This window comes from Dyadobacter sp. CY327 (assembly GCF_021390415.1).
In the GTDB taxonomy this organism is placed as follows: Bacteria; Bacteroidota; Bacteroidia; order Cytophagales; family Spirosomataceae; genus Dyadobacter; species Dyadobacter chenhuakuii.
The window spans coordinates 1,416,836-1,443,200 of the sequence record NZ_JAJUXJ010000001.1; the positions used below are offsets into that span (position 1 = coordinate 1,416,836).

Annotated in this window: 13 protein-coding genes; 10 read left to right on the forward strand and 3 right to left on the reverse strand. The window is 46.8% G+C overall.

Translation table 11 applies throughout. The annotated features are described in order from the left end of the window. The first annotated feature begins 131 nt into the window (after positions 1-131). Positions 132-3,104, forward strand: coding sequence for a DUF2723 domain-containing protein (locus tag LZG74_RS05985; protein WP_233795675.1), 2,973 nt, complete (start codon positions 132-134; stop codon positions 3,102-3,104). A 279-nt stretch (positions 3,105-3,383) separates the two neighbouring features. On the opposite strand, the gene LZG74_RS05990 is transcribed toward LZG74_RS05985, so the two are convergent. From LZG74_RS05990 to LZG74_RS06000, 3 genes are all read right to left on the reverse strand, one after another. After that, the gene (locus LZG74_RS05990) at positions 3,384-4,562 is read right to left on the reverse strand and encodes an endonuclease/exonuclease/phosphatase family protein (RefSeq protein WP_233795676.1); all 1,179 of its coding nucleotides are present in this window, start codon (positions 4,560-4,562) and stop codon (positions 3,384-3,386) included. A 150-nt stretch (positions 4,563-4,712) separates the two neighbouring features. Then, the gene (gene dnaJ / locus LZG74_RS05995) at positions 4,713-5,876 is read right to left on the reverse strand and encodes a molecular chaperone DnaJ (protein WP_233795677.1); all 1,164 of its coding nucleotides are present in this window, start codon (positions 5,874-5,876) and stop codon (positions 4,713-4,715) included. A gap of 15 nt (positions 5,877-5,891) precedes the next feature. Further along, positions 5,892-6,494, reverse strand: a complete 603-nt coding sequence (locus LZG74_RS06000) for a nucleotide exchange factor GrpE (protein WP_233795678.1) — start codon at positions 6,492-6,494, stop codon at positions 5,892-5,894. A gap of 160 nt (positions 6,495-6,654) precedes the next feature. Between LZG74_RS06000 and queG the strand changes: the two genes are divergently transcribed. The 9 genes from queG (at position 6,655) to LZG74_RS06045 (ending at position 26,294) form a co-directional block, all read left to right on the forward strand. Beyond that, positions 6,655-7,602 (forward strand): tRNA epoxyqueuosine(34) reductase QueG, encoded by a 948-nt coding sequence (queG, locus tag LZG74_RS06005; protein WP_233795679.1) that lies wholly within the window; start codon positions 6,655-6,657, stop codon positions 7,600-7,602. A 102-nt stretch (positions 7,603-7,704) separates the two neighbouring features. Continuing rightward, positions 7,705-8,118, forward strand: coding sequence for a DUF1761 domain-containing protein (locus tag LZG74_RS06010; protein WP_233795680.1), 414 nt, complete (start codon positions 7,705-7,707; stop codon positions 8,116-8,118). A 381-nt stretch (positions 8,119-8,499) separates the two neighbouring features. Next, positions 8,500-11,592, forward strand: a complete 3,093-nt coding sequence (locus LZG74_RS06015; RefSeq protein ID WP_233795681.1) for a SusC/RagA family TonB-linked outer membrane protein — start codon at positions 8,500-8,502, stop codon at positions 11,590-11,592. Between the two features lie 15 nt (positions 11,593-11,607). After that, on the forward strand, positions 11,608-13,158 hold the full coding sequence (locus LZG74_RS06020; RefSeq protein WP_233795682.1) for a SusD/RagB family nutrient-binding outer membrane lipoprotein: 1,551 nt from the start codon (positions 11,608-11,610) through the stop codon (positions 13,156-13,158). A 93-nt stretch (positions 13,159-13,251) separates the two neighbouring features. Next, entirely contained in the window at positions 13,252-16,563 is a 3,312-nt protein-coding gene (locus tag LZG74_RS06025; protein ID WP_233795683.1) for a VCBS repeat-containing protein, read from the forward strand. A gap of 239 nt (positions 16,564-16,802) precedes the next feature. After that, a complete protein-coding gene (locus LZG74_RS06030; RefSeq protein ID WP_233795684.1) occupies positions 16,803-19,907 on the forward strand; it encodes a SusC/RagA family TonB-linked outer membrane protein in 3,105 nt (1,034 codons plus the stop codon). A gap of 8 nt (positions 19,908-19,915) precedes the next feature. Continuing rightward, positions 19,916-21,520 (forward strand): SusD/RagB family nutrient-binding outer membrane lipoprotein, encoded by a 1,605-nt coding sequence (locus tag LZG74_RS06035; protein ID WP_233795685.1) that lies wholly within the window; start codon positions 19,916-19,918, stop codon positions 21,518-21,520. A 143-nt stretch (positions 21,521-21,663) separates the two neighbouring features. Continuing rightward, positions 21,664-24,978: a VCBS repeat-containing protein gene (locus LZG74_RS06040; protein WP_233795686.1), complete on the forward strand. Its 3,315-nt coding sequence runs from the start codon at positions 21,664-21,666 to the stop codon at positions 24,976-24,978. After that, the gene (locus LZG74_RS06045) at positions 24,975-26,294 is read left to right on the forward strand and encodes a vanadium-dependent haloperoxidase (RefSeq protein ID WP_310589284.1); all 1,320 of its coding nucleotides are present in this window, start codon (positions 24,975-24,977) and stop codon (positions 26,292-26,294) included. The genes LZG74_RS06040 and LZG74_RS06045 overlap by 4 nt, the downstream gene beginning before the upstream one ends. Positions 26,295-26,365: the final 71 nt, after the last annotated feature.

Sequence of the window (26,365 nt, forward strand, 5' to 3'; positions counted from 1 at the left end):
TTTAAGAGAAGGAAAATCTTACTGTTGAGGTAATTTTGCTAATTTTGGCCGACCATTGATAAAACTGCCCATAGCGAGTTACCGTTTTTGCGCATTTTGCCCATAACATTTTTAAATTTACCGTCTGTCAAATGACCCGTTTCAACCGTTCCAACAACCTTACGGGTTGGATTGTTTTCGCAATTGCATTAATCACATATACACTTACAGTCGAACGAACTGCCAGTTTTTGGGATTGCGGAGAATTTATCGCTTGCGCTTTCAAATTACAGGTGCCACACCCTCCGGGAGCACCTTTTTTTCTGTTAATAGGCCGGATTTTCTCATTATTAGCATTCGGTGACCTCACTAATGTTGCTTACTGGATCAACATGGTTTCCGTGCTAAGCAGCGCATTTACGATCCTCTTTCTATTCTGGACCATTACATTGCTGGCACGCAAGCTGATCGCGAAAAGCGATGCGGACCTTACATCAGGCGACATTATCCTGTTGATGGGCTCCGGAATTGTGGGCGCACTTGCTTACACCTGGTCCGATTCGTTCTGGTTTTCAGCCGTTGAAGCTGAGGTTTACGGAATGTCTTCATTCTTCACGGCGATCGTTATCTGGGCCGTTTTCAAATGGGAACGCGTCGAAGATCCGGCTGCTGAAAACCGCTGGCTGATCTTTATCGCTTACCTGGTAGGGCTTTCAATAGGCGTCCATTTGCTGAATCTGGTAACTATTCCGGCATTGGCGCTGGTTTATTATTTCAAAAAATACCCGAAGGTCAGCGTTTTCGGAGGCATTCTTGCATTTGCCGGCGGCCTTGTTGTCCTGGCTATTATCAACTCAGGAATCATTCCTGGCTTGCCAAGTGTGGCGGGTAAATTCGAGATCTTCTTCGTAAACTCACTTGGGCTTCCTTACAAGTCAGGAGTTATATTTTTCATCATTATTTTCATTGGTGCCATCATCTGGGGAATCCGTTATTCCCACCAAAAAGGCAATGTGCTCCTGAATACAAGCTTGCTTTCACTTGCTTTTGTTTTGATCGGTTATGCAAGTTACCTGATGGTGCTTGTGCGTGCGGAGTACAATCCGCCCATCAATGAAAACAATCCTAACGACGTCCTGAGCTTCGTTTCTTACCTTAAAAGAGAGCAGTATGGCAGCCGTCCTTTGCTTTACGGGCCTTCATTTGTATCCCGTCCGGTAAGCCAGAAACGTGGTGCGCCTATGTATCGCAAACAGGATGGTAAGTATGCTATTTATGACTATCGTCCTGAGTATGAATACGAACCGGGGAGCAGCATGCTGTTGCCGCGTATGTATAGCACGCAGTCGGGTCACCCCCAGCTTTACCAGCAAATGACCGGCCTGGCAGAAGGACAGAAGCCAACAATGGGTAACAACCTGTCTTTCATGTTCTCGTATCAGATCGGGCATATGTACTGGCGTTATTTCCTTTGGAATTTCGTAGGGCGTGAAAGTGACGAAGAGGGGGCTGGTAATATGCTTCCGTGGGATGCCGGCAAAACATACCCTGCACCGATTGCCAATAACAAAGCGCATGACAATTATTTCATGCTGCCATTCATACTGGGATTACTCGGGGTTGTGATTGTTTATTTCAGACAAAAACGCGACCTGCTTGTCCTGGGACTATTGTTTATTTTGACCGGCGTAGCACTCGTTGTTTACCTGAACTCGCCGCCAACAGAGCCTCGTGAGCGTGATTACATTTACGTGGGGTCATTCTATATTTTCTGTATCTGGATTGGTTTTGGCGTCATTTCCATTGCCGATGCATTGAGCAAATTCGTAAAAAGCGCTACTACAAGAGCAGGAGCTGCCACGGCGATCTGTCTGGTTGTTCCCGTTATTATGGGAGTAAAAGGGTGGGATAACCACAACCGCGATAACCGGTTCCATTCCGTGGATTTTGCCAAAAACCTTTTGAACTCCTGCGCACCGAATGCGATCCTTTTCACCGGTGGCGATAATGATACATTCCCATTGTGGTATGTCCAGGAAGTTGAAGGGTTCCGGACAGACGTGCGTGTATGTAACCTCAGCTTACTAGGAACGGACTGGTATATCGACCAGATGAAGCGCAAAACGTATTTATCAGAAGCGCTTCCGATTTCTCTGGATAAAAACAATTACGCTTTCGGTAAAAATGACATTGTGCCGTTCTATGAAATTCCGAGCGTAAAAGAAGGGATTAACCTGAAAGAATATCTTGGATTGGTAAAACAAGAAAATAAAGCCATTCAAGTGCCGCTAACCAGTGGCGATATGACTTCTATCTTGCCATCATCTGTGCTTTTCCTGCCTGTGAACGCAGAGGCGGTTAAGAAAATGAATATTATCAAAAGCGACCTGATCCCATTCGTAAGCGATTCCATCAGCTGGACCATTGGTAAGGGTGATCTGTATAAATCGGACCTGATCATGCTCGACATCATTGCCACAAACGACTGGAAAAGACCGATTTACTTCTCCTCAACATTGGGCGGATCGAGTTACCTGAATTTGAAAGAATACATGCAGCTGGAAGGATACGCTTACCGCCTGCTTCCCGTAAAAGTGCCGGGGGCCAGCGACGGCTACGTGAACACGGATGTGATGTACAACAACCTAATGACCAAAATGTTCTGGCGGGAGCTGGATAACCCGAACACCTATTATGACAACACATATCTGGGTTCACCGGTTGCCACGGCACGTATCGCATTCCTTCGCTTAACGGGTCAGCTGATCGCAGACGGCCGCAAGGACGAAGCTAAGAAAGCAATCGAAAAATCATTGGCTACAATGCCGGACAAAAGCATTCCATATGACCAGTTCTCGGCAAACTTCATCGGACCATTGTTCGACCTGGGTGAAACGAAAAAGGCATTGGAAATAGCAGAAACCATGGCAACACGCGCCGACGAGGTATTAACGTGGGCCAAAGACAACGGCACTACAAAACGCCGCGACACCAACGTTTATCTCTACATCATGCAGATCATCGTCCAGGAATGCCGCGAAGCGAAGCAAGAAGCCGTCGCAAAGAAATACGAAGCCATATTCCAGAAGCACCTTGCCGCATTTAACATGTACGGCGGGCAGTAACTGCTGTTAATGTAACGAAGTGTGGAAGTAATTAAGGGGGCGTTATTACCAAGGTGGTAACGCCCCCTTCGGCTTCGCTCAGGGTGACAGGGCGTCTGTCTTGTCACCCTGAGCGGAGCCGAAGGGCTAGCACAACGGCACCTTCGGAGGCCCGACCGCTGGGCGGCCAATGGCTAGAGCGCTAAAGCTGAACATCCCTTGTCACCCTGAGCGGAGCCGAAGGGGCGCTATCATCTAGGTAATAGCGTCCCTTCGACTCCGCCCAGGGTGACAAGGAGATCAATCCAAACTAACCTTCACCCAAACCAACCGGTGATCCGAGCTCGACTCGCGTTTTTCAACCAATTCAGCCAGCGGTTCGCCTTTGGCCGGCCAGAAGACACCGCTATCAATGAACTTCAACCCAGCCCGCGAAGGCAACACGTAATCCGCTCGCATGCGCCATACGGCCGTGTGGTTTTTAGCGAACGGATTGCTGCTGGAATGTTCCACGCCGCCTTTACTGGCAGGTGCTGCATCGTTGTTGATTTTTGGGTGGGACAAGAGGGATTTTATTCCTTCACCTATTGCATTGCCTTCATCAGGCGAAGCATTTTGATCTCCTAGTATTACAAAACGGGCATCCGTTGCCAAAGCGCCGCGTGTTCCTTTGTCATCATAAATATAAGCGCCTTGCTCGCCGCTGATGTAGTCTTTCCAAAAACGGATTTCATCATGGTTACGCTTGCCATTCCGGTCCTCAGCACCGTCAAAGCTGGGTGGCGTGGGGTGGCTGGCCAGGAAGTGGATCGATTTTGCGCCCACTTTTACCGGAACATCCCAGTGCGACTTAGACGAAAGCGGGAATTGCTGCCATGCCTCCGGTGCATACCAATCGCTGCCGTCCGCTTTTTTCGTTTGCAAAGCCTGCGGCATATCCTTCCACTTGAAATGCTGGAATGTGCGCACCTTATCCGTTTCGATCGGGTATTTGGATAAAAGCACCATAGCATACTGTCCTGGATACACCCCGAATCCCCACGCATCCGCTCCGAACCGTTCCGTTTTGCCGTTATTATCAAGATCGAAAGGGCTTGGCTGTCCGGTGTTGGATGTTCCGTAATAGTAATAGGGATAATCAATGGCCTTTGCGCCATCGGAATCAACATTCAGGTAAGCTTTCACAAACTGTAAAACGCCCTGCTGCGGATCGGCGATGTAGTCAAACTCGTTCAGCAGGATTACGTCCGGTCTTACAGTCTTAATAATCCGTGCAATGTTGCGGATCTGTGGATTCGTGCCGCTGGCCAGCTCTTTGACCAACACTTGTTCCGAAATGTCCTTTGTGCCTTTTGGGACATAATTTTCGGCTTCCATACTTACATTATAGGTAGCGAAGGTAAGTTCGGAAGGGTTGTTATTTTGAGCGAAAAGCATTCTGGGAAGTAATAGGGCAATGGTAATTACTAAATGTTTCATATTTGGATTAAATGAATTACAGGACCGGACCGGATATTGTCTTTGGTTAGTCAGAGCGACGACAAGAATAACCGCATTCCGGTTCAAAGTAAACAAGCCGCCTCATTGCTGAAACGGCTTGTTCTATATTTAACGATTTGATAAACCTTCTCAGTGAAAGAAATCCTTCATTTTGTCAAAGAAGCCTTTCTCATTCTTTCCTGGCTTAGGTTGGAAGTTAGGCGAATGACGAAGTGATTCCAATGTTTCACGCTCGTCAGATGACAGTTGCTGTGGCGTCCAAACATTAATATGAACCAGCTGATCACCTTTGCCGTAACCATTCAAATCTTTGATCCCTTTACCCTTTAAGCGGAGGATTTTGCCTGCCTGCGTGCCCGATTCAATGTTGATCCTGGCTTTGCCGTCAATGGTCGGGATTTCAACGGATGTTCCTAATGTAGCATCGATAAAGCTCAGGTGCATGTCGAAAACAATGTTGTTACCATCTCTTTTCAAATTTGCATCTTCTTCTTCCTCAATCACAATCAGCAAGTCGCCCGCTACGCCGCCTCTTGTAGGCACATTGCCTTTGCCGGACATTGAAAGCTGCATTCCTTCGGCAACACCGCCCGGAATGTTCAGGGTGATTAGGTCGTCCTGCAGCAATCTTCCTTCTCCCGCACAAGAATCGCAGCGCTCGCTGATAATCTTTCCATCGCCATTACAAGTCGGGCAAGTGCTTGTTGAAACCATCTGGCCCAACATTGTGCTTACCACTTTCCTAACCTGACCTGTTCCGTTACACGAATTACAGTTGGTCAGCGACGTTCCGTTTTTCGCGCCATTGCCACCGCAAGTGTTGCAGGTTACATGTCGTTTTACCTTTATTTTTTTCTCAACACCATTAGCGACTTCTTCCAGGTTGAGTTTCAGCTTAATCCTGAGATCCGAGCCTTTACGCACCCGACGGCCGCCTCCACCGCCACCGCGGCCAAAAATGTCACCAAACGGACTACTGTCGCCGAAAATATCGCCGAATTGAGAAAAAATATCGTCCATGGAAAATCCTCCGCCGCTGAAACCACCCGCACCGGCACCTGCGCCGCCTACACCCGCATGACCATATTGATCATAACGCGCGCGCTTGTTCTCATCGCTGAGAATGCTGTACGCTTCGGCCGCTTCCTTGAATTTGTCTTCCGCAGTAGGATCGTCCGGGTTTTTGTCAGGGTGAAACTTGATTGCCAGCTTACGATAAGCCTTTTTAATCTCATCTGCGGCAGCACCGCGGTCTACGCCAAGGACTTCGTAGTAATCTCTTTTCTTTGCCATTTTATGTTGCTGAAATTAAGCTCCTACGATCACTTTCGCGTAACGTATCACTTTGTCGTTAAGAAAATACCCCTTTTCGATCTCATCGATCACTTTACCTTTAAGATCTTCAGAGGGAGCAGGGAACTGCGCAATTGATTCGTGAAGCTCTGCATCAAATGTTTCACCTTTGGAATCCATTGGTTTTAATCCTTTGGCTTCCAGTGTTTTGAAAAGTTTTGTGTATATCAAATCAACGCCCTCTTTCAATGCGTCGATTTCAGTAGAGGATTCAAATGATACTTTTGCGCGCTCGAAGTCGTCCACGATAGGCAGGATTGCCTTCACCATGTCTGAGCTGGCGCCAGAGATCATTTCCAGTTTCTCTTTTGCCGTGCGTCTGCGGAAGTTTTCAAAATCAGCATACAGGCGGATATATTTGTCTTTCATCTCCGCAAGCTCGATCCTCGCTTCTTCCATTGGATCTTTTTCAACCGACGATTCATTCAAGGACGCCTCATCAGCAGGCATATCATTCAAAATTTCCTTACCGGCATTGTCCAACGGCACTGAATTTGTTCCACTCGTCTCGTCGTTGTCTAACTTGTCAGCTCCTAGTGGCGCTTGTTCCTCGTTCATTTCGTAATTTTTGTCTTGATCTATATTGAATTCGGTATTTTCAGGCATAATTCTTAATGATATTGTGACGTTTTAATCAACCTTTATTGACCTAAATTATTTTGCCAGGGCTAAATTACTGACAAGATGGCATTTTACAATCAATTCGTAACTTTGCAGCATGACGGCAGAAGATCTTGTAAGGCAGCAGAGGAGTCAGTTTATTAAAGCCAAAGCATTGGAAAATGGCTTTGATTTCTGCGGCATTTCCAAAGCAGATTTTCTGGAAAAAGAAGCGCCGCGCCTGGAAAACTGGTTAAATAAGAACCATCATGGCGCAATGGGCTATATGGCCAATCATTTCGATAAGCGCCTCGATCCCCGTAAACTCGTCGACGGCGCCAAAAGTGTCATCTCCGTTCTCCTCAATTACTATCCCGAAAACAAGCTGCCGGAAGGTCCGGAAGATCTCAAAATCTCCAAATATGCTTACGGGACGGATTATCATTTTGTATTAAAAGAAAAACTGGGCGCACTTTTGCAATCCATCCAGGAGGAGATCGGGGAGGTGAGCGGAAGAATATTTGTGGATTCTGCGCCGGTAATGGATAAAGTGTGGGCTGCAAAAAGCGGATTAGGCTGGGTAGGGAAGCATTCTAACCTGCTGAACCGGGATATGGGCAGTTTTTTCTTTATCGGGGAAATTATCTGTGACCTTGACCTGGCGTATGACGGCGCCGTTCAGGATTATTGCGGAACGTGTACAAGATGCCTCGATGCTTGTCCGACGGATGCAATCACCGAACCATTTGTTGTTGACGGCAGCAAATGCATCAGTTATTATACGATTGAATTAAAAGAGGCCATTCCGCAGGAAGCGCAGGGTAAGTTTGATAACTGGATGTTCGGCTGCGACATCTGCCAGGATGTGTGCCCATGGAACCGTTTTTCCAAGCCGCACACAACCAAGGAATTCACTTTGCCTGAAAGTCTGGCAGGTTTCACAAACAACGATTGGCAGGAAATTACAGAAGAGGTTTTTCGCGAGCTCTTTCGCCGTTCACCCATCAAACGCACAAAATTCGATGGTTTGAAGCGTAATATAGAATTTGTCATATCATCTAAATAAAAAGCACAACTAATTCCGAAACACCCTATATTTGAAATCGGGGGAGCTGCCCGGAGTTCCTGCCCTGGGGTGACCCCATGACTGAATAAAAGACTCAAACAAATGAGAAAACAATCTGTCAATCTTTGGGCCGTGCTTGTATGTGTGGTGTTAGGTCAAATTATACCGGCTTTGTGGTATGCCGCTTTTTCGGACCGCTGGATGGCTTTGAACGGCTTTACCGCGGAGCAGATCAAAGGGAATACGAGTCCCATTCCTTATCTCGTTAGCATCGTTTCATCTTCTTTTGTGGCTTATACGATGGCATGGGTTTTCACCAAGATTCCTGTTAAATCCTTGCCCTCAGGTTTGTTTACCGGCTTGCTTTTCGGCGTGGTTTTTGTGCTTTTTGAAATCATTGTTAAAGACATGTTCTCCATGCGGCCGCTTGCGCTGTCGCTGATCGATGGCGGCGTGCGTGTGCTCGTGTACGCAATTACGGGTTCCATTCTCGGTGCCTGGCGGAAGTACGATTAATTCTTCCTGTCAACAGCCTAATCCTTCTTGCAATAATACTAGTTCCGATGTACATCATCGGAGCGGGCAATGCTATACGATCATTGCAAACGCTGCTTTCCTTCCCGTCCATCTGATCCATAAATTCGGGATTTGACAAATTTCCAAAAACCGCCTCTGCTGCGTTGTGTTTCGAGCACGCAAAAAAAACGCAGCAATATTAATAAATGTTAATCCGACAAATAATATTTCTTATTAGGCTGATATAGTCACTTTTATCACTTAGGATATGGAAAATGGCCGAATATTAGTTTAGTGCAATTAAATTTTGCCAAATAAATTGTTTGTGTTCTTTATTAATTATACATTTCATAAAAAATCAATAAACCCAAAGCTCAACCTATGAAAAGAGGTCTACAATACCTGCTGCTCACGCTAGTGGTGACGGCACTTTTTAATTCCGTGTCAATGGCCCAGGACCGGCAGCTTACCGGTAAGGTCAATGATGAGAGCGGAGCAGGAATACCCGGCGCAAATATCCTCATCAAGGGCACGACCCGGGGAACCAACACAGATGCTGAAGGAGCTTTTACCATCACCATGGGATCAGCCGGAACGCTCATCATTTCATCCGTTGGTTATACATCGAAAGAAGTGGAAGTTACCGCTTCGGTTTCCAATGTAAATGTGGCCCTGGAACCTGATATCAGAAACCTGGGCGAAGTGGTTGTAACAGCGCTGGGAATCTCGAAAGAGCAAAAAACACTGAGTTACGCGACCCAGATGATCAATACAGACAACTTTTCCAAAGCGCGCGAACTCAATGTTGCCAACTCACTTTCCGGTCGGGTTGCAGGGTTGGACATTGTAAGATCGTCTTCTGGTGTGGGTGGTTCCAGCCGCGTCGTTTTGCGTGGTGATCGTTCTATTACAGGAAATAACCAGGCACTGATTGTTGTGGATGGTGTTCCTATTGACAACTCTAATTTTAGTCCGGGCAATGCAAACGGTGGCCGCGATGCGAGCGATGGTCTGTCCAGCATTAACCCTGACGACATTGAATCCATCAACGTATTGAGAGGAGCGTCTGCGACTGCACTATACGGAAGCCGCGCTGCAAATGGTGCCCTTTTGATTACCACCAAAAAAGGTTCTGTCAGAAAAGGGGTTGGTGTGAGCATCAGCAGCACTTTCCAGGCAGAGCAAGCTATGGAGTTGCAGAAGTTCCAGAATGTGTACGGACAAGGTGTGGAAGGCAAGTTCCAGCCGAACAGTGAATTTAGCTGGGGGCCTAAAATGGATGGCCAGCAAGTAGCAGCCTGGGGTCCTGATCCGGAAAACAAAGGTAAAACCTATGCTTATTCCCCGCAGCCTAATTCTTATAAAGACTTCTATTCAACAGGAACATCGCTGGCGAACTCCTTAGCGCTGACAGCGGGCAACGAAAAAGTGCAGACTTATTTTTCCTACACAAATACATCTGCCAAGGGAGTTGTTTCAAACAATAAGCTAAGCAGGCATAACTTCAACCTGCGCTTGTCCAGCCAGATCACCAGCAACCTCAGCTTTGATGGTAAAGTGACTTATCTGAGCGAAAAAATTGAGAACAGACAGCAAACAGGAGAAGCATTCGCTAACCTGCAACGCCACATTCTGCGCCTTCCAAGAAGTATCGATTTAGCGCAGGCCAAGGATTTTGAATATGTAGACCCGGCAACCGGAAAAACGCTTCAAAATTACTGGAACCCAGGTTCTAACGGTGGCCAAAATCCTTACTGGATCAAAAACCGCGTCCTTGCGCTTGATAACCGCGACCGGATCTACGGGTTTACGTCCCTTAACTACAAACCTACGACCTGGCTGACTGTGATGGGACGTGCGGGATATGACAAGTACATTGATAAGTTTGAGGGAAAATGGTATACCAATACTTACACCATTGCTGATTTCGGGGATTACCAGACCAACTGGAGAGATAATTCCGAGTTGAACCTTGATTTATTTGCATTGATCAGCAAGCAATTTGGCGAAAACTTCAAATTGGACGCAACGGTTGGTGGCAACATCCTGAAACGCGATTATGTGAATCACCAAACATTGAACAACGGTTTGAACCGCGATAATTTGTTTGTAACCACAAATGCAAGAAACTCAGTTACCAACAGGACCGTGACACAAACGCGCAAGCAAGGCGTATTTGCATCCGCGGATCTGATCTGGAAAGACGCATTGACACTTTCCGCATCTGCGAGAAATGACTGGTCGTCTACATTGCCAACCGAAAACCAGTCCTATTTCTTCCCATCGGTAGGAGCGGCTGCGGTTCTGAGCAGTCTGTTCAATCTGCCTCAGGCCATTTCTTTTGCCAAGATCAGAGGAAGCTACGCATTGACGGGTAACGATGCCAGCCCATATCTTTTGGCACAAACTTACTCCTATGTAGCAGGAGGAAATACGGGCTATATCGTCAGGGACAACATTAAGCCTTTCCCCGATTTGAAACCAGAGCTGACCACTGCCCGTGAAATCGGTCTGGAAGCGAAATTCCTGCAAAACAGGATTGGTTTCGATCTTACATTGTATAGTAGTAATTCCAAAAACCAGCTGTTCCAGGTTCCGCTTTCTCGTGCATCGGGATGGAGTTTTGAATACATTAATGCTGGTGATGTGAAAAACAGCGGTATAGAATTGACATTCAACATTGCACCAGTCAAAACGGAGAATTTTTCCTGGAACCTGGATCTGAATTATGCGAGGAATGTGAACGAAGTCGTGAAATTGTCTGACAGGGTTGCTACACTGCCTCTGGCCTCTGACTTTATGAACTTTGTGCGTGCTGAGGAAGGTAAGCCGCTGGGACAGATTTACAGCCGCGGTTTTCAAAGAGACGAGCAGGGACGCATTAAAGTTGGTACAAACGGGATTCCGCTGGTAACTGCGAGCACTACTGTTCCATTGGGAACTTCACGACCAAGCTGGACGGGCGGCGTTACAAACCGTTTCAGTTACAAGGGCTTCAATCTGAGCTTCCTGATCAGCGGAAGAATCGGGGGCGTGGTTACTTCTTTCACCAATGCGGTCATTTATGCGGATGGTGTGACAGAAGAAACACTGGCCGGACGGGACGGAATGGTTGTGGAAGGGGTGCAGGCGGATGGCACGGCTAACACCGTGTCGACAACAGCGGAGGCTTACTGGAAATTTGTTGGCGGACGTAATACACCTATCGGAGAAGCATTTACATACAGTGCTTCCAACATCAGGCTGAGAGAGGCCACGCTGGGTTATACCATTCCTGCCGGTGTGCTGGCAAAATCGCCTTTTCAAAGCGCCTCATTATCGCTTGTAGGCCGTAACCTGTTTTTCCTTATGAACAAGGCGAAAGGTTTTGATCCCGAATTGGTTGCGGGCTCGGCCAACACAACGGTTGGTTTGGAATCGTTCTCGATGCCAGCGACGCGCTCATTGGGTGTAAGTCTTAATTTGACATTTTAATTGTAAATCTGAAAAATGAAAAGGAGCTATAAAATACTATCGTTCGCTCTCCTTACAACTGTTGCAGTATCAACTTATTCCTGCACGGGGAATTTTGAGGAGATCAATACAAATCCAACCAAGCTGACTGAACTGGATGAATCCGGAACAGAAAATGCTTATGCAGCGGCCCAGTACCGGTCTATTTTTGCAGCTTGGCAAACTTACCAAAGCCTTTTCGCGGATTTGCAGGGGCAGTACTTTGCCAATGTAGCGCAGGGTTTCTCTTCGGATCGCAATGTAATGGTGGGTAACTGGCTTAACGGCGCCTGGAACGACTTCTATGGCACGGCGATTCCTGCTTTACTGGGTGTTTTGGAAAACACAGGCCCTGGCGGCAAATATGAGAACGCGGGCAAGTTCGCAATGGCCAACATCTGGAAAGTATATATGTATCTGCCAAGAACAGATTATTGGGGACCTATCCCTTACTCGAAAGTAGGCAGCGGCGAAGCATCCGTGCCTTATGACAGCCAGGAGTTTATTTACAAGGATTTTATCGCAACCCTGAAAGCTTCAACAGCCACGCTGGAAACGCTTAAAGGCACAAAAGTATTTGGTTCGGTAGATCAGATTTATGCCGGAGATGTGAACAAATGGATCCTTTTTGCAAATACATTGAGGCTGCGGATCGCGATGCGGATGTCGGAAGTGGAGCCAGCCTTGGCGAAAACAGAAGCTGAGTCGGCGGTGGCGGCTGGAACTTTGGCAACCAATGCAGACGACGCATTCCTGAAAGTAACCCCTAACTCGTTCAATCCGATGAACCAGGCCACCGCCTGGAATGAGTTCCGGATGAGCGCGGCTATGGAAAGTGTTCTGAAAGGATACGAAGATCCCCGGATCAGTAAATATTACGCGCCGGTGCCTGGCACTACCAATACATTCAAGGGGTTGCGTAACGGATATACACAAGGTGAGCTGGGGCAACCGATCAATGCTGCCTCTGCAACTTCCAATGTTGCCGACGCATTTCTTCCGGCCGTACAGGGAACCAATCCATTTGCGATCATGTATGCATCCGAAGCTTACTTCCTGAAAGCAGAAGGCGCCTTGAAAGGATGGAACATGGGCACAGGCACTGCAAAAGACTTTTATGAAAAAGGAATTGATATTGCTATGAGACAATGGGGTATAACGGATGCGGCGGCTATTACGGCCTACATCAACGGAACTACGCCCCCGGTGGCATTGGCAGATTTTGTGAAAAGCCCTCCTTTAACAGATGTTCCTGTAAAATTTGCAACAGTCCCGGCCAAGCAGTTGGAACAGATCATTACCCAGAAATGGCTGGCAAATTATCCGAATGGTCACGAAGCTTGGGCTGAATACCGCAGAACTGGTTTTCCAAAGCTGTATGCCCGGATCAACTCCGATAATCCTGATTCACCCAAAGATGCAGTAGTACGGCGCACGCCTTACGTCGATAGTGAAAAGCAGACGAATCAAGCCGCTGTAACTGAGGCAATCAAGCTGCTCGGCGGGCCTGACAATTCAGCGACAAGACTTTGGTGGGATAAACCATAATGTTATCTTAAATTCACATGTAGCAAAAAGGCGGGCACTATGCCTGCCTTTTTGCTACTGTTTGATTTTATAAAACTACTGATGCTGGTTACAATGAAAAATAGCCGTATAATCCTGCTCCTCAGCATTTTCCTTACATCTTGTCAAAACAAAGATACCCTTTTCACGCTGCTCAAATCCAGTGAAACAGGTGTTGAGTTTAATAATTACATCAAGGAAGATGCCGGGAACAATGTACTGGCATACGGTTATTTCTATAATGGGGGAGGTGTAGCAGCGGCGGATTTTAACAATGACGGCCTGGTGGATCTGTATTTCACCGGGAATATGGTAGCCAATAAATTATATCTTAATAAGGGAGAATTCGAATTTGAGGATGTCTCTGAAAAATCCGGAACAGCATTAAACGAGGGCTGGAAAACGGGCGTTTCGCTGGTGGACATTAATGATGACGGCTGGATTGACATTTATGTAAGCCGGGCCGGCGCGCAGGACCCACGGCTCAGGAGCAAACTCCTTTATATTAACGACGGCAAAACCACAGACGGCATTCCAACATTCAAAGAAAAATCCGCCGAATACGGCCTTAACGACCAATCTTATACCACACAAGCAGTATTTTTCGACTACGATCGCGATGGAGACACCGATTGTTTTCTGCTCAACCATTCTGTGCAAAAATATGCGGGTTTCAGCAATTTGATAAGCAGTTATCGCCAACAGCGCAATGAAGCGTATGGTAATAAACTGTTGCGTAATGACGCTGGCAAGTTTACGAATGTTACCGACTCTTCCGGCATAATATCCAATGTGCTGAGTTTTGGTCTGGGCGTGAATATTAACGACTTTAACAATGATGGCTGGCAGGATATCTACATTGCCAACGATTATAACGAAAATGATTATCTCTATCTCAATCAGAAAGATGGCACATTCAGAGAAGTCATCCGGGAGGCAACCGGCCACAATTCACTTTATTCGATGGGGACCGATGCGTCCGACATTAACAATGATGGCCTGACGGACATTATGACGCTAGACATGCTTCCCGCTTCCAATGAGCGTATCAAACTTACGTCCGGAGATGATAATTATGATAAATATCAACAGCTAGTCCGCGCTGGTTTCCATGATCAGAGTTCGAGGAACATGCTGCAACTGAACAATGGCAACAATCCGAACGGCGTGCCTGTTTTTAGCGAAATAGGCCAGTTAGCAGGCGTTTCGAACACCGATTGGAGCTGGGCGGCGCTTATGGGCGATTTCGATAATGATGGCTGGAAGGACATTTTCGTGTCCAATGGCTATGCCCGCGATTATACCAATATGGAGTTTCTGAAATACTCAACGGATGTGCAGGTGAAGGCAGTGCAAGGCGGAAAGACGCCCACACAAATGGAAATTATCGCTGAAATGCCTCCTATTGACGAACCAGACTATATTTTCCAGAATCAGAAAGGATTGACATTCACCAAAAAAATCAAGGAATGGGGTTTTGAAAAGGCAAATCAATCCAACGGCGCAATCTACGCGGACCTGGATAATGACGGTGACCTGGACATTGTCACAAATAATGTGAACCAACCGGCATTTGTTTATAAAAACAATGCAGAAACCAAGCTAAAATCCAACTATCTCAAAGTAAAACTGGAATCGCCCAGGTACGCATTCCTGGCCGGGACAAAACTGACGCTCTATTCCGATTCACTCACACAAACACAACATTTCATGCCCGTCCGCGGCTTCCAGTCTGCGCAATGGGATCAGGTACATTTTGGTCTAAGAAATGAAAGCAGGGTCGATTCGCTGGTTATAGCCTGGGCAGACGGCAGTAGGCAGACATTGAAAAATCCGGCAGCGAACAAGTCCTTGATTGTGAAGTATAGCGATGCTAAAAAGCTTCCCGAGGCGCCAGTTGTCAGACCATTCACTTACTGGGAGCCGGTTGACGGAGTTGACTTCACACACATGGAGGATGCGAGAAATGATTTCCGGATACAGACTTTGCTGCCGAATATGCTCAGTTACCAGGGCCCGAAAATCGCTCAAAAGGACATTAACGGCGACGGAACAGATGATTTTTACATTGGCGGCGCAAGAGGGCAGGGCGGAAGTTTGTTCATCAGTAAAAATGGAAAATTCGTCCAGTCGCCACAGCCTGAATTTGCAGGCAGGGAAGGATATGAGGATGCCGAAGCCGTATTTTTGGACGCAGACCGGGATGGAGATCAGGATTTGTTGGTTGTGAGTGCAGGTTATGAACTTAATCGGGAGGATAGAATGGCTATGCCCCGGTTGTATACCAATGTAAACGGCACATTTGTAAGGACTTACTTCCCAAACCTCGCAGGCAATGCCGGGACGATAGCCGTTTCGGATATCGATAGCGACGGCGATCTGGATGTTTTTGTGGGCGTCCGCGTTACGCCCGGAAGGTTTCCTGAAAGTGCAGGTGGTTTCCTGTATACGAACAATGGAAAAGGCTATTTCACAGATCAAACAGAGCTTCTGGCGCCTCAGCTCGCGAGAGCGGGTATGGTAACCGATGCTGTTTTTGAAGATCTGAACAAAGATGGCTATCCCGAGCTGATCCTCACCGCCGACTGGAAACCGATCCAGGTTTTCAGCAACAAAGCCGGCCGGTTAACTGACGCCAGCACAATGTACGGAACCGCTGGCACAAACGGTTGCTGGAATGTCATCAAGCCAGCGGACCTCGATAATGACGGCGACATGGATTTTGTGGTTGGCAATATGGGGACAAACTGGCAATGGAACCTCACTTCCCCCGACAGCCTATCTTTATATGCAGCTGATTACGATAATTTGCAACGGATTGTCCCGGTCATCACCGTCACGCAGGACGGTCGGGAAGCGCCTTATGCGAGCCGGGATGAATTATTGGATCAGATCCCGTCGCTGAAAAAGAAATACACCGACTACGTTTCCTATTCCAAAGCCAGCCTCTCGGACATGCTGCCAGCAGAAAAATTAAAAAATGCACAAAAGCTGACGGCAAAGATTTATAAGAGCGGCATTCTCGAAAACAAAAACGGAAAGCTGGTTTTCCATCCCCTGCCCATTGAAGCACAGTTTTCTCCTGTTTATGCCATTTCACTTTTTGATATGAATGCGGATGGCAAGTCGGACATTATCCTGGGTGGTAACCTCAAACAAACGCGTGTCCGGATCGGGAAAAGCGACGCCAGTTACATTCAGGTTTTTCTTAACAAAGGCAATCTTTCTTTTCAATATCTTCCCCAATCCCAGAGCGGATTTTTCACAACCGGCGAAGTCCGTGACCTGGCGCTTGTCTCGTCCGGGCAGGAAACCCGGCTGTTGGCAGCTTTGAATAATGCGAAGCTGGTTACTTATCAACTCCGCAAGCCAGCCTCAAAAAAATAATTGGTTTTGCTTCCCAACCCAGCATACTTACGGGCACCTACACTTATGACAAAAGAGTTATTAAAATGTATCATTTCAACATTAACTTAACATTAAAAAAATAAAAATCTATTAATGCTTTCTTAAAATTATTTAATTAGCTTAGAACTTAGGATATTTGCCGAATGGTAAGACCGAGCGTTTAATCTTCGGCCGATACATGTTTTAACCTAATTTTAGTCTATTAATTTATCCTAACTATGAAAGAAAAGCTATTAAAAAGTTGTTCAGGGGGATTTATTCCACTTGTCGTTTTTTTACTTTTTGCTTCATTATCTGTCTTCGCACAAGGAAGAACGGTAACGGGCAAGGTGACTGACGAGAAAGATGGGGGGCTTCCCGGAGCATCTGTGACGGTAAAGGGTTCCACGAGGGGAACGAATTCGGATGCAGAAGGAAACTTCTCGATTTCGGGCGTGCAGGATACGGACGTGTTGGTTTTTAGCTCCATTGGTTTTTTGAAGCAAGAGATCAGCATCGGTAACAAATCCGTAGTGGATGTGAAAATGACACCTGACGTGGCGAACCTGGAAGAAGTGGTTGTGACGGCTTTAGGTATTTCCAAAGAAGCCAGAAAACTGGGCTATTCGGTAACAACGATCGGTGGCGAAGTGATGACAAGAGCTCGTGAAACGAACGTAGCCAACTCACTGGCAGGACGTGTGGCCGGTTTGAACGTAAAAGGAACAAGCGGCGGCCCCGGTGGAACAGCTAAAATCCTTATGCGCGGTATGCCAAGTATGAATTCGGGTGGTTCACCATTGATCGTCATCAACGGCGTTCCGATGGATAACACGCAGCGTGGAAGTGCAGGAGAATGGGGTGGTGCTGACGGCGGAGACGGAATTGGTAACCTTAACCCGGACGATATCGAGTCAATGACCGTTCTGAAAGGTCAGGCTGCATCCGCTTTGTTTGGTGCGCGCGCGTCCAACGGGGTTATTTTGGTTAAAACAAAAGCAGGGAAAAAAGGCGATTTCTCCGTGGATTACAATTTGAACTATTCCATGGATGAGCCCCGCAACATGACTGATTTTCAATATGAATTCGGTCAGGGAGATGCAGGTATGAAACCAACTACTGCTGTGGCAGCGCAGCAAACTGCACGCCAGGCATGGGGTGCAAGACTGGATGGCTCACAAGCGATCCAGTTTGACGGTAAAAACTATGCTTACTCTGCTCAGAAAGACAATATCAAGAATTTCTATCGCATTGGTTCCAACTTCACAAACAGTGTTGCAGTAACCAAAGGCGGCGATAACGGATCATTCCGTTTATCACTTGCAAATCTTGATACGAAATCAATCATTGAAAACAGCGGATTGGGCAGAAAAACGATCAACCTTACAGCTGATCAGAACATTACCAAGAGGCTGAGCATTAATGTAATGGCCAATTACATTGACGAAAAAATCAAAGGCAAGCCTGTATTGAGCGATGGTCCGATGAATGCCAACAACGGTATTTTCCTTGCACCAAACATTGATCAGCGTATTCTTGCGCCGGGCTTCAATCCTGAAACTGGAAAAGAGATCGTTTTCAGTGATGACGAATATGTTACAAACCCATATTTTGTTGTTAACCAGTTTGTTAATGACGTAAAACGGAAACGTTTGATCTCTGCTGTTGCAGTGAAATATCAGTTCGCTGACTGGATCTATGCACAGGGAAGAGTTGGTTATGACAATGCGAATGACCGTATTTTCAAAGTAACTCCTTGGGGAACAGGTTTTTCTCAGAATGGTAAAGGTGCACTGGATGAGCTTTCCAATGCACAGCGTACAGAAATCAACGTAGATGGATTGTTGGGCGTTACCAAAAGCTTCGGCGAAGATTTCACCGTAGACGCGATCCTGGGTGCTAACCTTCGTAAAAATCAGTACGAGAAAGTGCAGATCGGCGGTGGCCCGTTTGTTCTTCCTTATTTGTACAGCTGGAACAACGTGGTGAATTTCAACAGGAACTATGAAGTTCAGAACAGCGAAGTTCAGTCGGCTTATTACAGTGTTGATCTTGGATACAAAGGCATCCTGAATTTGAGCACAACCGGCCGGTATGACTCTTACTCAACGCTGCCAAACAGCGCAAGAAGCATTTTCACACCTTCTGTAACTGGTTCATTCATTTTTACGGATCTTCTGAACTCATCTGCACTTAGCTTCGGTAAGGTTCGCGCTTCTTACGCCCGTACGAGCGGAGAGCCTGCAACGCCTTATGGAACAGCTATTTACTATGGTGTAGGAAACTCCTTCAATGGCGTTCCTACAGGAAATTTCAGCGATGAGCTTCCAAACTTATTCCTGAAACCATTTACCAAAAGCGAAGTTGAAGTAGGGCTTGAAATGAAATTCTTCGGAAGCCGTCTTGGATTGGATGTTTCTTACTACGATCAGAAAACGAAAAACGAAATCATGCCTGCAACATACAGCAGCGCAACAGGTTACGTAAGAGGTGTGGTAGGAACAGGTTCAGTTCAAAACAGAGGTCTGGAAGTAATGTTGACAGGCTCGCCTGTAAGAACTTCGAAATTCGAATGGAATGTATCTTTCAACCTGACATCAGTTAAAAACAAAATCCTGAGCACAGACCAGGACAACCTGGACATTAACCTGGGTTCCAACCGTGCAACATTGGGTAATGCAGTAACGGCGTTCGTAGTAGGAGAGGCTGGTCCGCAGATCCGTGCATATGATTACAAGTATCACGCAAATGGCCAGATCATTGTAGATGCTTCGGGTTTGCCTGTTCGCGATGACAAGTTGACGAGCTTCGGATCGGTGTTGCCAACATTGTATGGCGGACTTAACAACGACATCCGGTTGGGCGACTTCAATTTTGGTGTTTTGGTTGATTACAACTATGGCAACAAAATCCTTTCTGCAACAGAAAACTACACTTACAGAAACGGTTTGAACAAAGCGACACTGGTAGGCCGCGAAGGCGGTGTGACAACAGGCGTTACGGAAACAGGTGCACCTAACACGGTTACTGCCACTGCAAAAGCTTATTACACAGCCCTTGCAAACAATGTGACGGGAATAAGCGTTGTAGATGGTGACTTTATCAAACTTCGCCAGCTTACATTAGGTTACAACCTGCCTGCGAAAATGGTAGAAAAATGGCCATTGATCCGTGCCGTGAACATTTCCCTGGTTGGTCGGAATTTGCTGTATTTCGCAAGAGAAACCAAAAACATCGATCCGGAAGCTACTTTCGGTGCTAACCTTAGATACGCGGGTATCGAAGGAACCAGTTTACCTGCAACGCGCAATTATGGTGTGAACGTAAACTTCAAGTTTAAATGAAAATCGACATGAAAAAGAGTATTATAAGTATGATCATTCTGGCAGGGCTGCTTCCTTTGTCCTGTACAGATAGCTTTGACGAGCTGAACACCGACCCGACAAAAGCAACCGGCGAATCCTTTGATGCCAACCTGCTGCTGCCATCGGTTCAGTATAATTATGTGAATGCCACGGCAGGTTATAACGGCGGGATCCTGTTCCAGAGCATGTGGGTGCAGGTTCTTGCATCAACAACTTCCGGCGCAGCCAACTATTATTCCAACGGCGACAAATACGGGATTTCGAGCAACACCAACTCCTACCTGTCAAGCACATGGAACACGGGTTTCCGTGCAGCCAGCCTTGCCTATGAAATGGAGCAGCTTTCGAAAGACAAGCCTGCCCTCGTGAACTTGATGAACATTGCGATCATTATGCAGGTGCAGAGCATTGCAACCATCTCCGACACTTACGGAGATGTGCCTTACACGGAGGCTTTGCAAGCAAAAACCGGCATTACATTGCCAGCATATGACACGCAGGAAGCGGTCTACAAATCATTGCTGACCAGACTGGAAACAGCTTTGGGTGCTTTGAATGCAGATGCACCTATTCCAACCAACGATTCTTTTGAAGGTTATGAAGGAAGCATTGTTAAATGGAAAAAGTATGGTTACTCGCTCATGCTGAAACTGGCGATGCGTTTGACAAAGGCAGATCCGGCAACAGCGAAGACTTATGCAGAGAAAGCAGCAGCCGGCGGCACGTTTGCAAGCGTTGCGGATGATGCCTATATCATTATGGACGAAGCCAATGGCTATAACAATGGTAACGGAGCAGCATTGTCTACACCAGCTGACATTTATCAGGTAAGATGGAGCAAGACAATGATTGATTATCTGAAAGCCACAAATGATCCGCGCTTAGGCCGGATTGCAGAAGTTCCTGCGGCTGGATTGACGGCTAATCAGGCACTGACTTCCTCTGGCAGCAGCGCTCCCGAAGTTCAGTTGGGTCTTCCAAATGGTTATGACCTGAATGGCGGCGCAACCGACATCTCTAAAAGCGCAGGTTATCCTGGTGGCACCGGAGCAGGCGCAAACGTAACGCCAATCGGCCGTTATTCCCGTCCCACTTCCATTTATCGGACCAGAAGTGCACCGCTTTTCGTGCTTACTTATGCTGAAACAGAATTGTTGCTTGCAGAGGCTGTAACAAGAGGTTATGCAGTTGGCGGAACGGCAGCAGCGCATTATAAGAACGGCGTATCTGCCGGTATCCAGTCGCTTGGCAAATATGGCGAAGGTGCTGTGATCACGGCTGCGGTAGCTGATGCTTACGCAACGGCTCACCCGCTTGTGCCTGCTAATGCTTTGAAGCAGATCAATGAGCAGATATGGGCTACAACCGGTATTTTGTTCAACTTTACAGAATCATGGAACAACTGGAAGCGTTCCGGTTTCCCTGAATTGAAACCTGTAAATTATGTAGGTAACTTCTCAGGAGGAGCAATTCCAAGAAGACAGCCTTACCCAACTACGGAGGCTGCTCAGAACGGAGCTAATTATAGCGAAGCAGTAGGCAGACTTTCCAGCGGAGACAACTGGGTTTCACGCATCTGGTGGGATAAGTAATAAATAAAATTAAAGCGGTAAGAAATGTAAATTTTCTTACCGCTTTCCAAAAATTGATTGCACTAAGTTTTAACTTCAACCTTTCGTTGAAGTTTTTTATTTTACAACATATCTTCCTCTTTTTAAACAGTCACAATAGATTAATGCATACAAAAAGGCTCCATCGTTACCTGATTTTTGCATTGTTTCTGACTCTTCATATCGCTGCGGTCAGAGCGCAGCAGCCTTTGTTCCAATTGCTTCCTGCCAAACAAACCGGCATTAACTTCATCAACACCATTACCGAGGATGAAGGCCAGAATGTGATGTCGTACGAATATTTTTACAACGGCGGCGGCGTGGCAGTCGGCGACATTAATAACGATGGTTTCGAAGACCTTTTCCTTACCTCAAACATGGGAGCGAATAAGCTTTACCTCAATCTGGGCGCGACGAAGGGGCAGGCTTTAAAATTCAAGGACATTACCAATGCAGCAGGAAAAGGTTTGGAAGGCCGTAAAGACGGCTGGAAAACGGGCGTTACCATGGCCGATGTGAACAGCGACGGCCTGCTGGACATTTACATTTGCTACTCAGGTAAAGTAGCCGATGAAAAACGAAAAAATCAGCTCTTCATCAATCAGGGAAATCTTAAATTCCTCGAGCAGGCCGCTCAATATGGCCTGGATAATATCAGTTACAGCACACAAGCAGCATTTTTTGACTACGACAACGACGGTGACCTGGATATGATGCTTTTGAACCATAGTGTCAAGAAAATCGACAATATGGAGCTTGCGAAGGCCAAGCAGGAAACGGACATGCTCGCAGGGAATAAGTTATTTGAAAATCAGAAAAATCAATTCAAAGAAGTTACGCAAAAAGCTGGCATTCACCAGTATCCGCTCACATTCGGGCTGGGTATGGCCATTGCAGACGTGAACCAGGACGGCTGGCAGGACATTTACGTGACCAACGATTACAACGAGTCGGATTATTTATATATCAACAATCAGGACGGAACATTCTCGGATGTTACCCAGCAGTATTTCAGGCATTTAGCTCAATTCTCGATGGGAATTGACATTGCTGATTTCAACAATGACGGCTTGCCTGATGTGATGTCGCTGGATATGCTTCCGGAAGACAATCAGCGTCAGAAATTATTGCAGTTACAGGAAAATTACGAAGCTTTTGAGCTTATGATGAACCAGAAGCTGCACAAGCAGTATATGCGAAATATGTTGCAGCTCAACAATGGCGACGGCACATTCAGCGAGATAGCCCAGTTCTCCGGCGTTTCCAATACAGATTGGAGTTGGAGCCCGCTGCTGGCGGATTTTGACAATGACGGTTACAAGGATCTTTTCGTTTCCAATGGCTATTTAAGGGATTATACCAATAAGGATTTTCTCAAATACTGGGGTGATTACAAGGTCAGAAGGGCCGTAGACAAGGAGCCTTTCTTGTTGATGGACCTGATCCGGGCGATGCCTTCAACCAAGCTGGCCAACTATATTTTTAAGAATAACAAGGATCTGACATTCAGTAAAATGCAGGAGCAATGGGGACTGGCGCAGCCTGCGGTTTCCAGCGGTGCGGTTTATGCGGATCTGGACAATGATGGCGACCTGGACCTGGTTGTGAACAACATTAATGATCCGGCATTTGTATACCAGAATATGCAGCAGGAGCAAGCCGGCAACGCCTGGTTTCAAGTTAAGCTCACAGACAATGCTGCCAATAAAAATGCGGTAGGAGCGAAGGTTTACATTTATACAAAAGGCACACAGCAATATCAGGAAGTTAATCCCAACCGGGGTTATCTGTCGTGCACACCCACCCGGCTGCATTTTGGATTAGGGGAAACAACCACCATTGATTCCGTGAAAGTGATCTGGCCTGGCGGAGCTGTTGAGTTATTACAAAACGTAAAATCGAACCAATTACTGGTTATCGAGAAGTCGGGCAAAGTCAATGCAAAGCCATTAGCGGCTAAAACCAATGCGCCTGTTTTTCAAAAACAAAACAGCAGCATTGCATATCAGCACGAAGGTTTTAATGAAAACGATTTCAAGCGTCAGCCATTAATGTTATCCATGTATTCCCAAACCGGCCCGATTGTGGCGAAGGGGGATGTGAATAAGGATGGTTTGGACGATGTTTTTGTAAGTGGCGACCAGAATAAGCAGGCGAAAATCTGGTTGCAGCAAAAAGACGGAACATTCGGCGAAATGCCTGATTTTGCAGTTGGCGACGAGAATATTTCCGCAGCCACTTCCGCCATTTTCTTCGATGCGAACGGCGATGGTTTTGATGATCTGTATGTGGCCAAAGGCGGCTATTCCATGTTTGAGCCGAACACGATTTCCTTACAGGATGAGATATATCTCAACGACGGGAAAGGCAAGCTCAATCTGTCGGTTTTATCACTGCCCAACCTCAAATCCAGCAGTAAATCCTGCGTTCGCGCATTTGATTTTGATAAAGATGGTGATCAGGACCTTTTTGTCGGCGGCCGCATCATTCCGGGCCGCTATCCCGAAACGCCGGTTTCCTACTTGCTGATCAATGACGGAAAGGGCAATTACAAAGTCAAAGATTCGCCGTTCTTCAAAATAGGTATGGTTACCGACGCGCAATGGGCGGATCTGGACGCGGATGGGAGTGTGGAGCTGATCATTTGCGGTGAAATGATGGCGATAAAAGTCTTTTCTTTCAGTAATAATGATTTCACAGACAATACATTAAAGTTCTTCAAACGAGAGGAATCCGGGTTCTGGTCGTCGCTTTTCATCGGCGATCTCGATCAGGATGGGAAGCTGGACATTGTGGCTGGCAATATGGGCCTTAACACGCAGATCAAAGCATCCGAAAAGGAACCGGCAGAACTTTACTACGCAGATTTTGACAAAAACGGCTCCATTGATCCCTTTTTCAGTTTTTATGTTCAGGGTAAATCCTATCCCTTCGTAAGCCGCGACGAGCTGAATGATCAGATTTATCCTATGCGTAAGAAATTTCCTTACTATAAAGATTATGCAAATGCTTCCATCACCAATATATTTTCGAATGAGGAACTTAGCAATGCAACCAAGCTGGAAGCAACGGAAATGCGTTCCGTGTGCTTTTTGAATAAGAACGGAACATTTGAAAAACAACCGTTACCCGTACAGGCGCAGTTTGCACCCGTAACCATGATTGCATCCGGTGATTATAACCAGGATGGGAAGACAGACCTGCTTTTGATGGGGAACAAGACCGATAACCGGCTGAAAATCGGCAGTATGGATGCAAATTACGGCTGCCTGCTGGCAGGAGACGGCAAAGGTGGTTTCGCTTACATTCCACAGCCGCTTTCAGGTTTATCGGTGACGGGCGACGTGAAATCCTGCATTCAAATTGAGATTAATAAATCGCCTTGTCTGGTTGTGGGTGCATTTAATGAGTCATTACAATTTTACAAAAGAACAAAGTGATCCGGGTATTTTTCATATTGGCATTACTGGCAAGCCAGGCCGCGGTGGCACAGAAGACAAAAGCTGAGCTGCGGACACACTTGCAGCCTGCCGTTTTTTCGGTCACAATGGTAATGATCCATGATGTGGTTAACCCGCCGGCGGCGAGCCGTTTTTACACTTATTGCCTCATGGGCGCTTATGACATTGTAGCGCAGCACAACAAGCAGATCGTGCCGCCCACCAAATTCATCCCGGGTATGCAACCCGCGAGCATTACGGCCGCACCCGGCTATAATTACCAGATCGCGGCGCTTTACTGCATTCTCGAAACAGGCAGACTTATTCTTCCATCGGGTTATATGCTGGAAGAGGACCAGAAAAAGCTCATTATAGCGTTGCTCCGGCAAGGACATGCGCAGAAAACCATTGATCAGGCAATTGCCGTTGCCCGGGAAGTAGCCAAACAAACAGTCACCTACGCCAACACAGATGGTTATTTGAAATTAAGCACGAGGCTGCGTTACCGTCCGAAAAAAGGCGAGGCATACTGGTATCCGACGCCCCCGGGATATATGGAAGGCATCGAGCCGCACTGGAAAACCATCCGCACGATGATGATCGACTCGTGCAATCAGTTTTTGCCAAAGCCGCCGGTTGCGTTCAGTAAGGATAGCACCAGTGAATTTTACCGGCTTTCGAAAGAAGTGTATGACGTAGGCCGGAACATGACCGAAAAAGAGCGTTTCATTGCTTCTTATTGGGATTGTAACCCATTCGCAATCAACACCTCGGGCCATATGTCCATTGGTTTTAAAAAAATAAGCCCGGGCGGGCACTGGATGAACATTACGAGCATTGCCACTACAAAAGCAGGTCTGGATCTGGATAAAGGCATTATGGTGCATGCATTGACGGCGGCGACGCTGCTGGATTCTTTTATCAGCTGCTGGGACGAAAAATACCGGAGCAGCCGCGTCCGCCCCGAAACCGTGATCACCCGCTACATCGACCAGAAGTGGCAACCGCTGCTGCAAACACCGCCTTTTCCCGAATATACAAGCGGCCACAGCGTAATCTCCACAGCCGTGGCGGAAACATTAACCTATCTTTTGGGTGATAATTTTTCTTTCCGGGACGATACAGAAGTGATTTTTGACCTGCCCACACGAGATTTCAGATCATTCAGGCAAGCTGCCGAGGAAGCGGCCATTTCCAGGTTGTACGGCGGCATACATTACCGCGATGCGATTGAAAACGGCCAGAGCCAGGGCAAAGCAATTGGCGATTTTATTGTGGAGAAATTAAAAGCAAACGGCATAAAACCCGCCATTTGACAAATATCAGAATCTCAACGTCCCGACTTTCCTGCTAAATCAGTAGTTTTGGGAACTGTGTTTTAGGTCTA

What these genes read in the sequence shown, in the direction of transcription:
- LZG74_RS05985 (WP_233795675.1), top strand. Translation starts at nt 132, where the DNA reads ATGACCCGTTTCAACCGTTCCAACAACCTTACGGGTTGGATTGTTTTC.
- LZG74_RS06040 (WP_233795686.1), top strand. Translation starts at nt 21,664, where the DNA reads ATGCATACAAAAAGGCTCCATCGTTACCTGATTTTTGCATTGTTTCTG.
- LZG74_RS06035 (WP_233795685.1), top strand. Translation starts at nt 19,916, where the DNA reads ATGAAAAAGAGTATTATAAGTATGATCATTCTGGCAGGGCTGCTTCCT.
- LZG74_RS06025 (WP_233795683.1), top strand. Translation starts at nt 13,252, where the DNA reads ATGAAAAATAGCCGTATAATCCTGCTCCTCAGCATTTTCCTTACATCT.
- LZG74_RS05990 (WP_233795676.1), bottom strand. Translation starts at nt 4,562, where the DNA reads ATGAAACATTTAGTAATTACCATTGCCCTATTACTTCCCAGAATGCTT.
- LZG74_RS06015 (WP_233795681.1), top strand. Translation starts at nt 8,500, where the DNA reads ATGAAAAGAGGTCTACAATACCTGCTGCTCACGCTAGTGGTGACGGCA.
- LZG74_RS06010 (WP_233795680.1), top strand. Translation starts at nt 7,705, where the DNA reads ATGAGAAAACAATCTGTCAATCTTTGGGCCGTGCTTGTATGTGTGGTG.
- LZG74_RS06030 (WP_233795684.1), top strand. Translation starts at nt 16,803, where the DNA reads ATGAAAGAAAAGCTATTAAAAAGTTGTTCAGGGGGATTTATTCCACTT.
- queG (WP_233795679.1), top strand. Translation starts at nt 6,655, where the DNA reads ATGACGGCAGAAGATCTTGTAAGGCAGCAGAGGAGTCAGTTTATTAAA.
- LZG74_RS06020 (WP_233795682.1), top strand. Translation starts at nt 11,608, where the DNA reads ATGAAAAGGAGCTATAAAATACTATCGTTCGCTCTCCTTACAACTGTT.
- dnaJ (WP_233795677.1), bottom strand. Translation starts at nt 5,876, where the DNA reads ATGGCAAAGAAAAGAGATTACTACGAAGTCCTTGGCGTAGACCGCGGT.
- LZG74_RS06000 (WP_233795678.1), bottom strand. Translation starts at nt 6,494, where the DNA reads ATGAACGAGGAACAAGCGCCACTAGGAGCTGACAAGTTAGACAACGAC.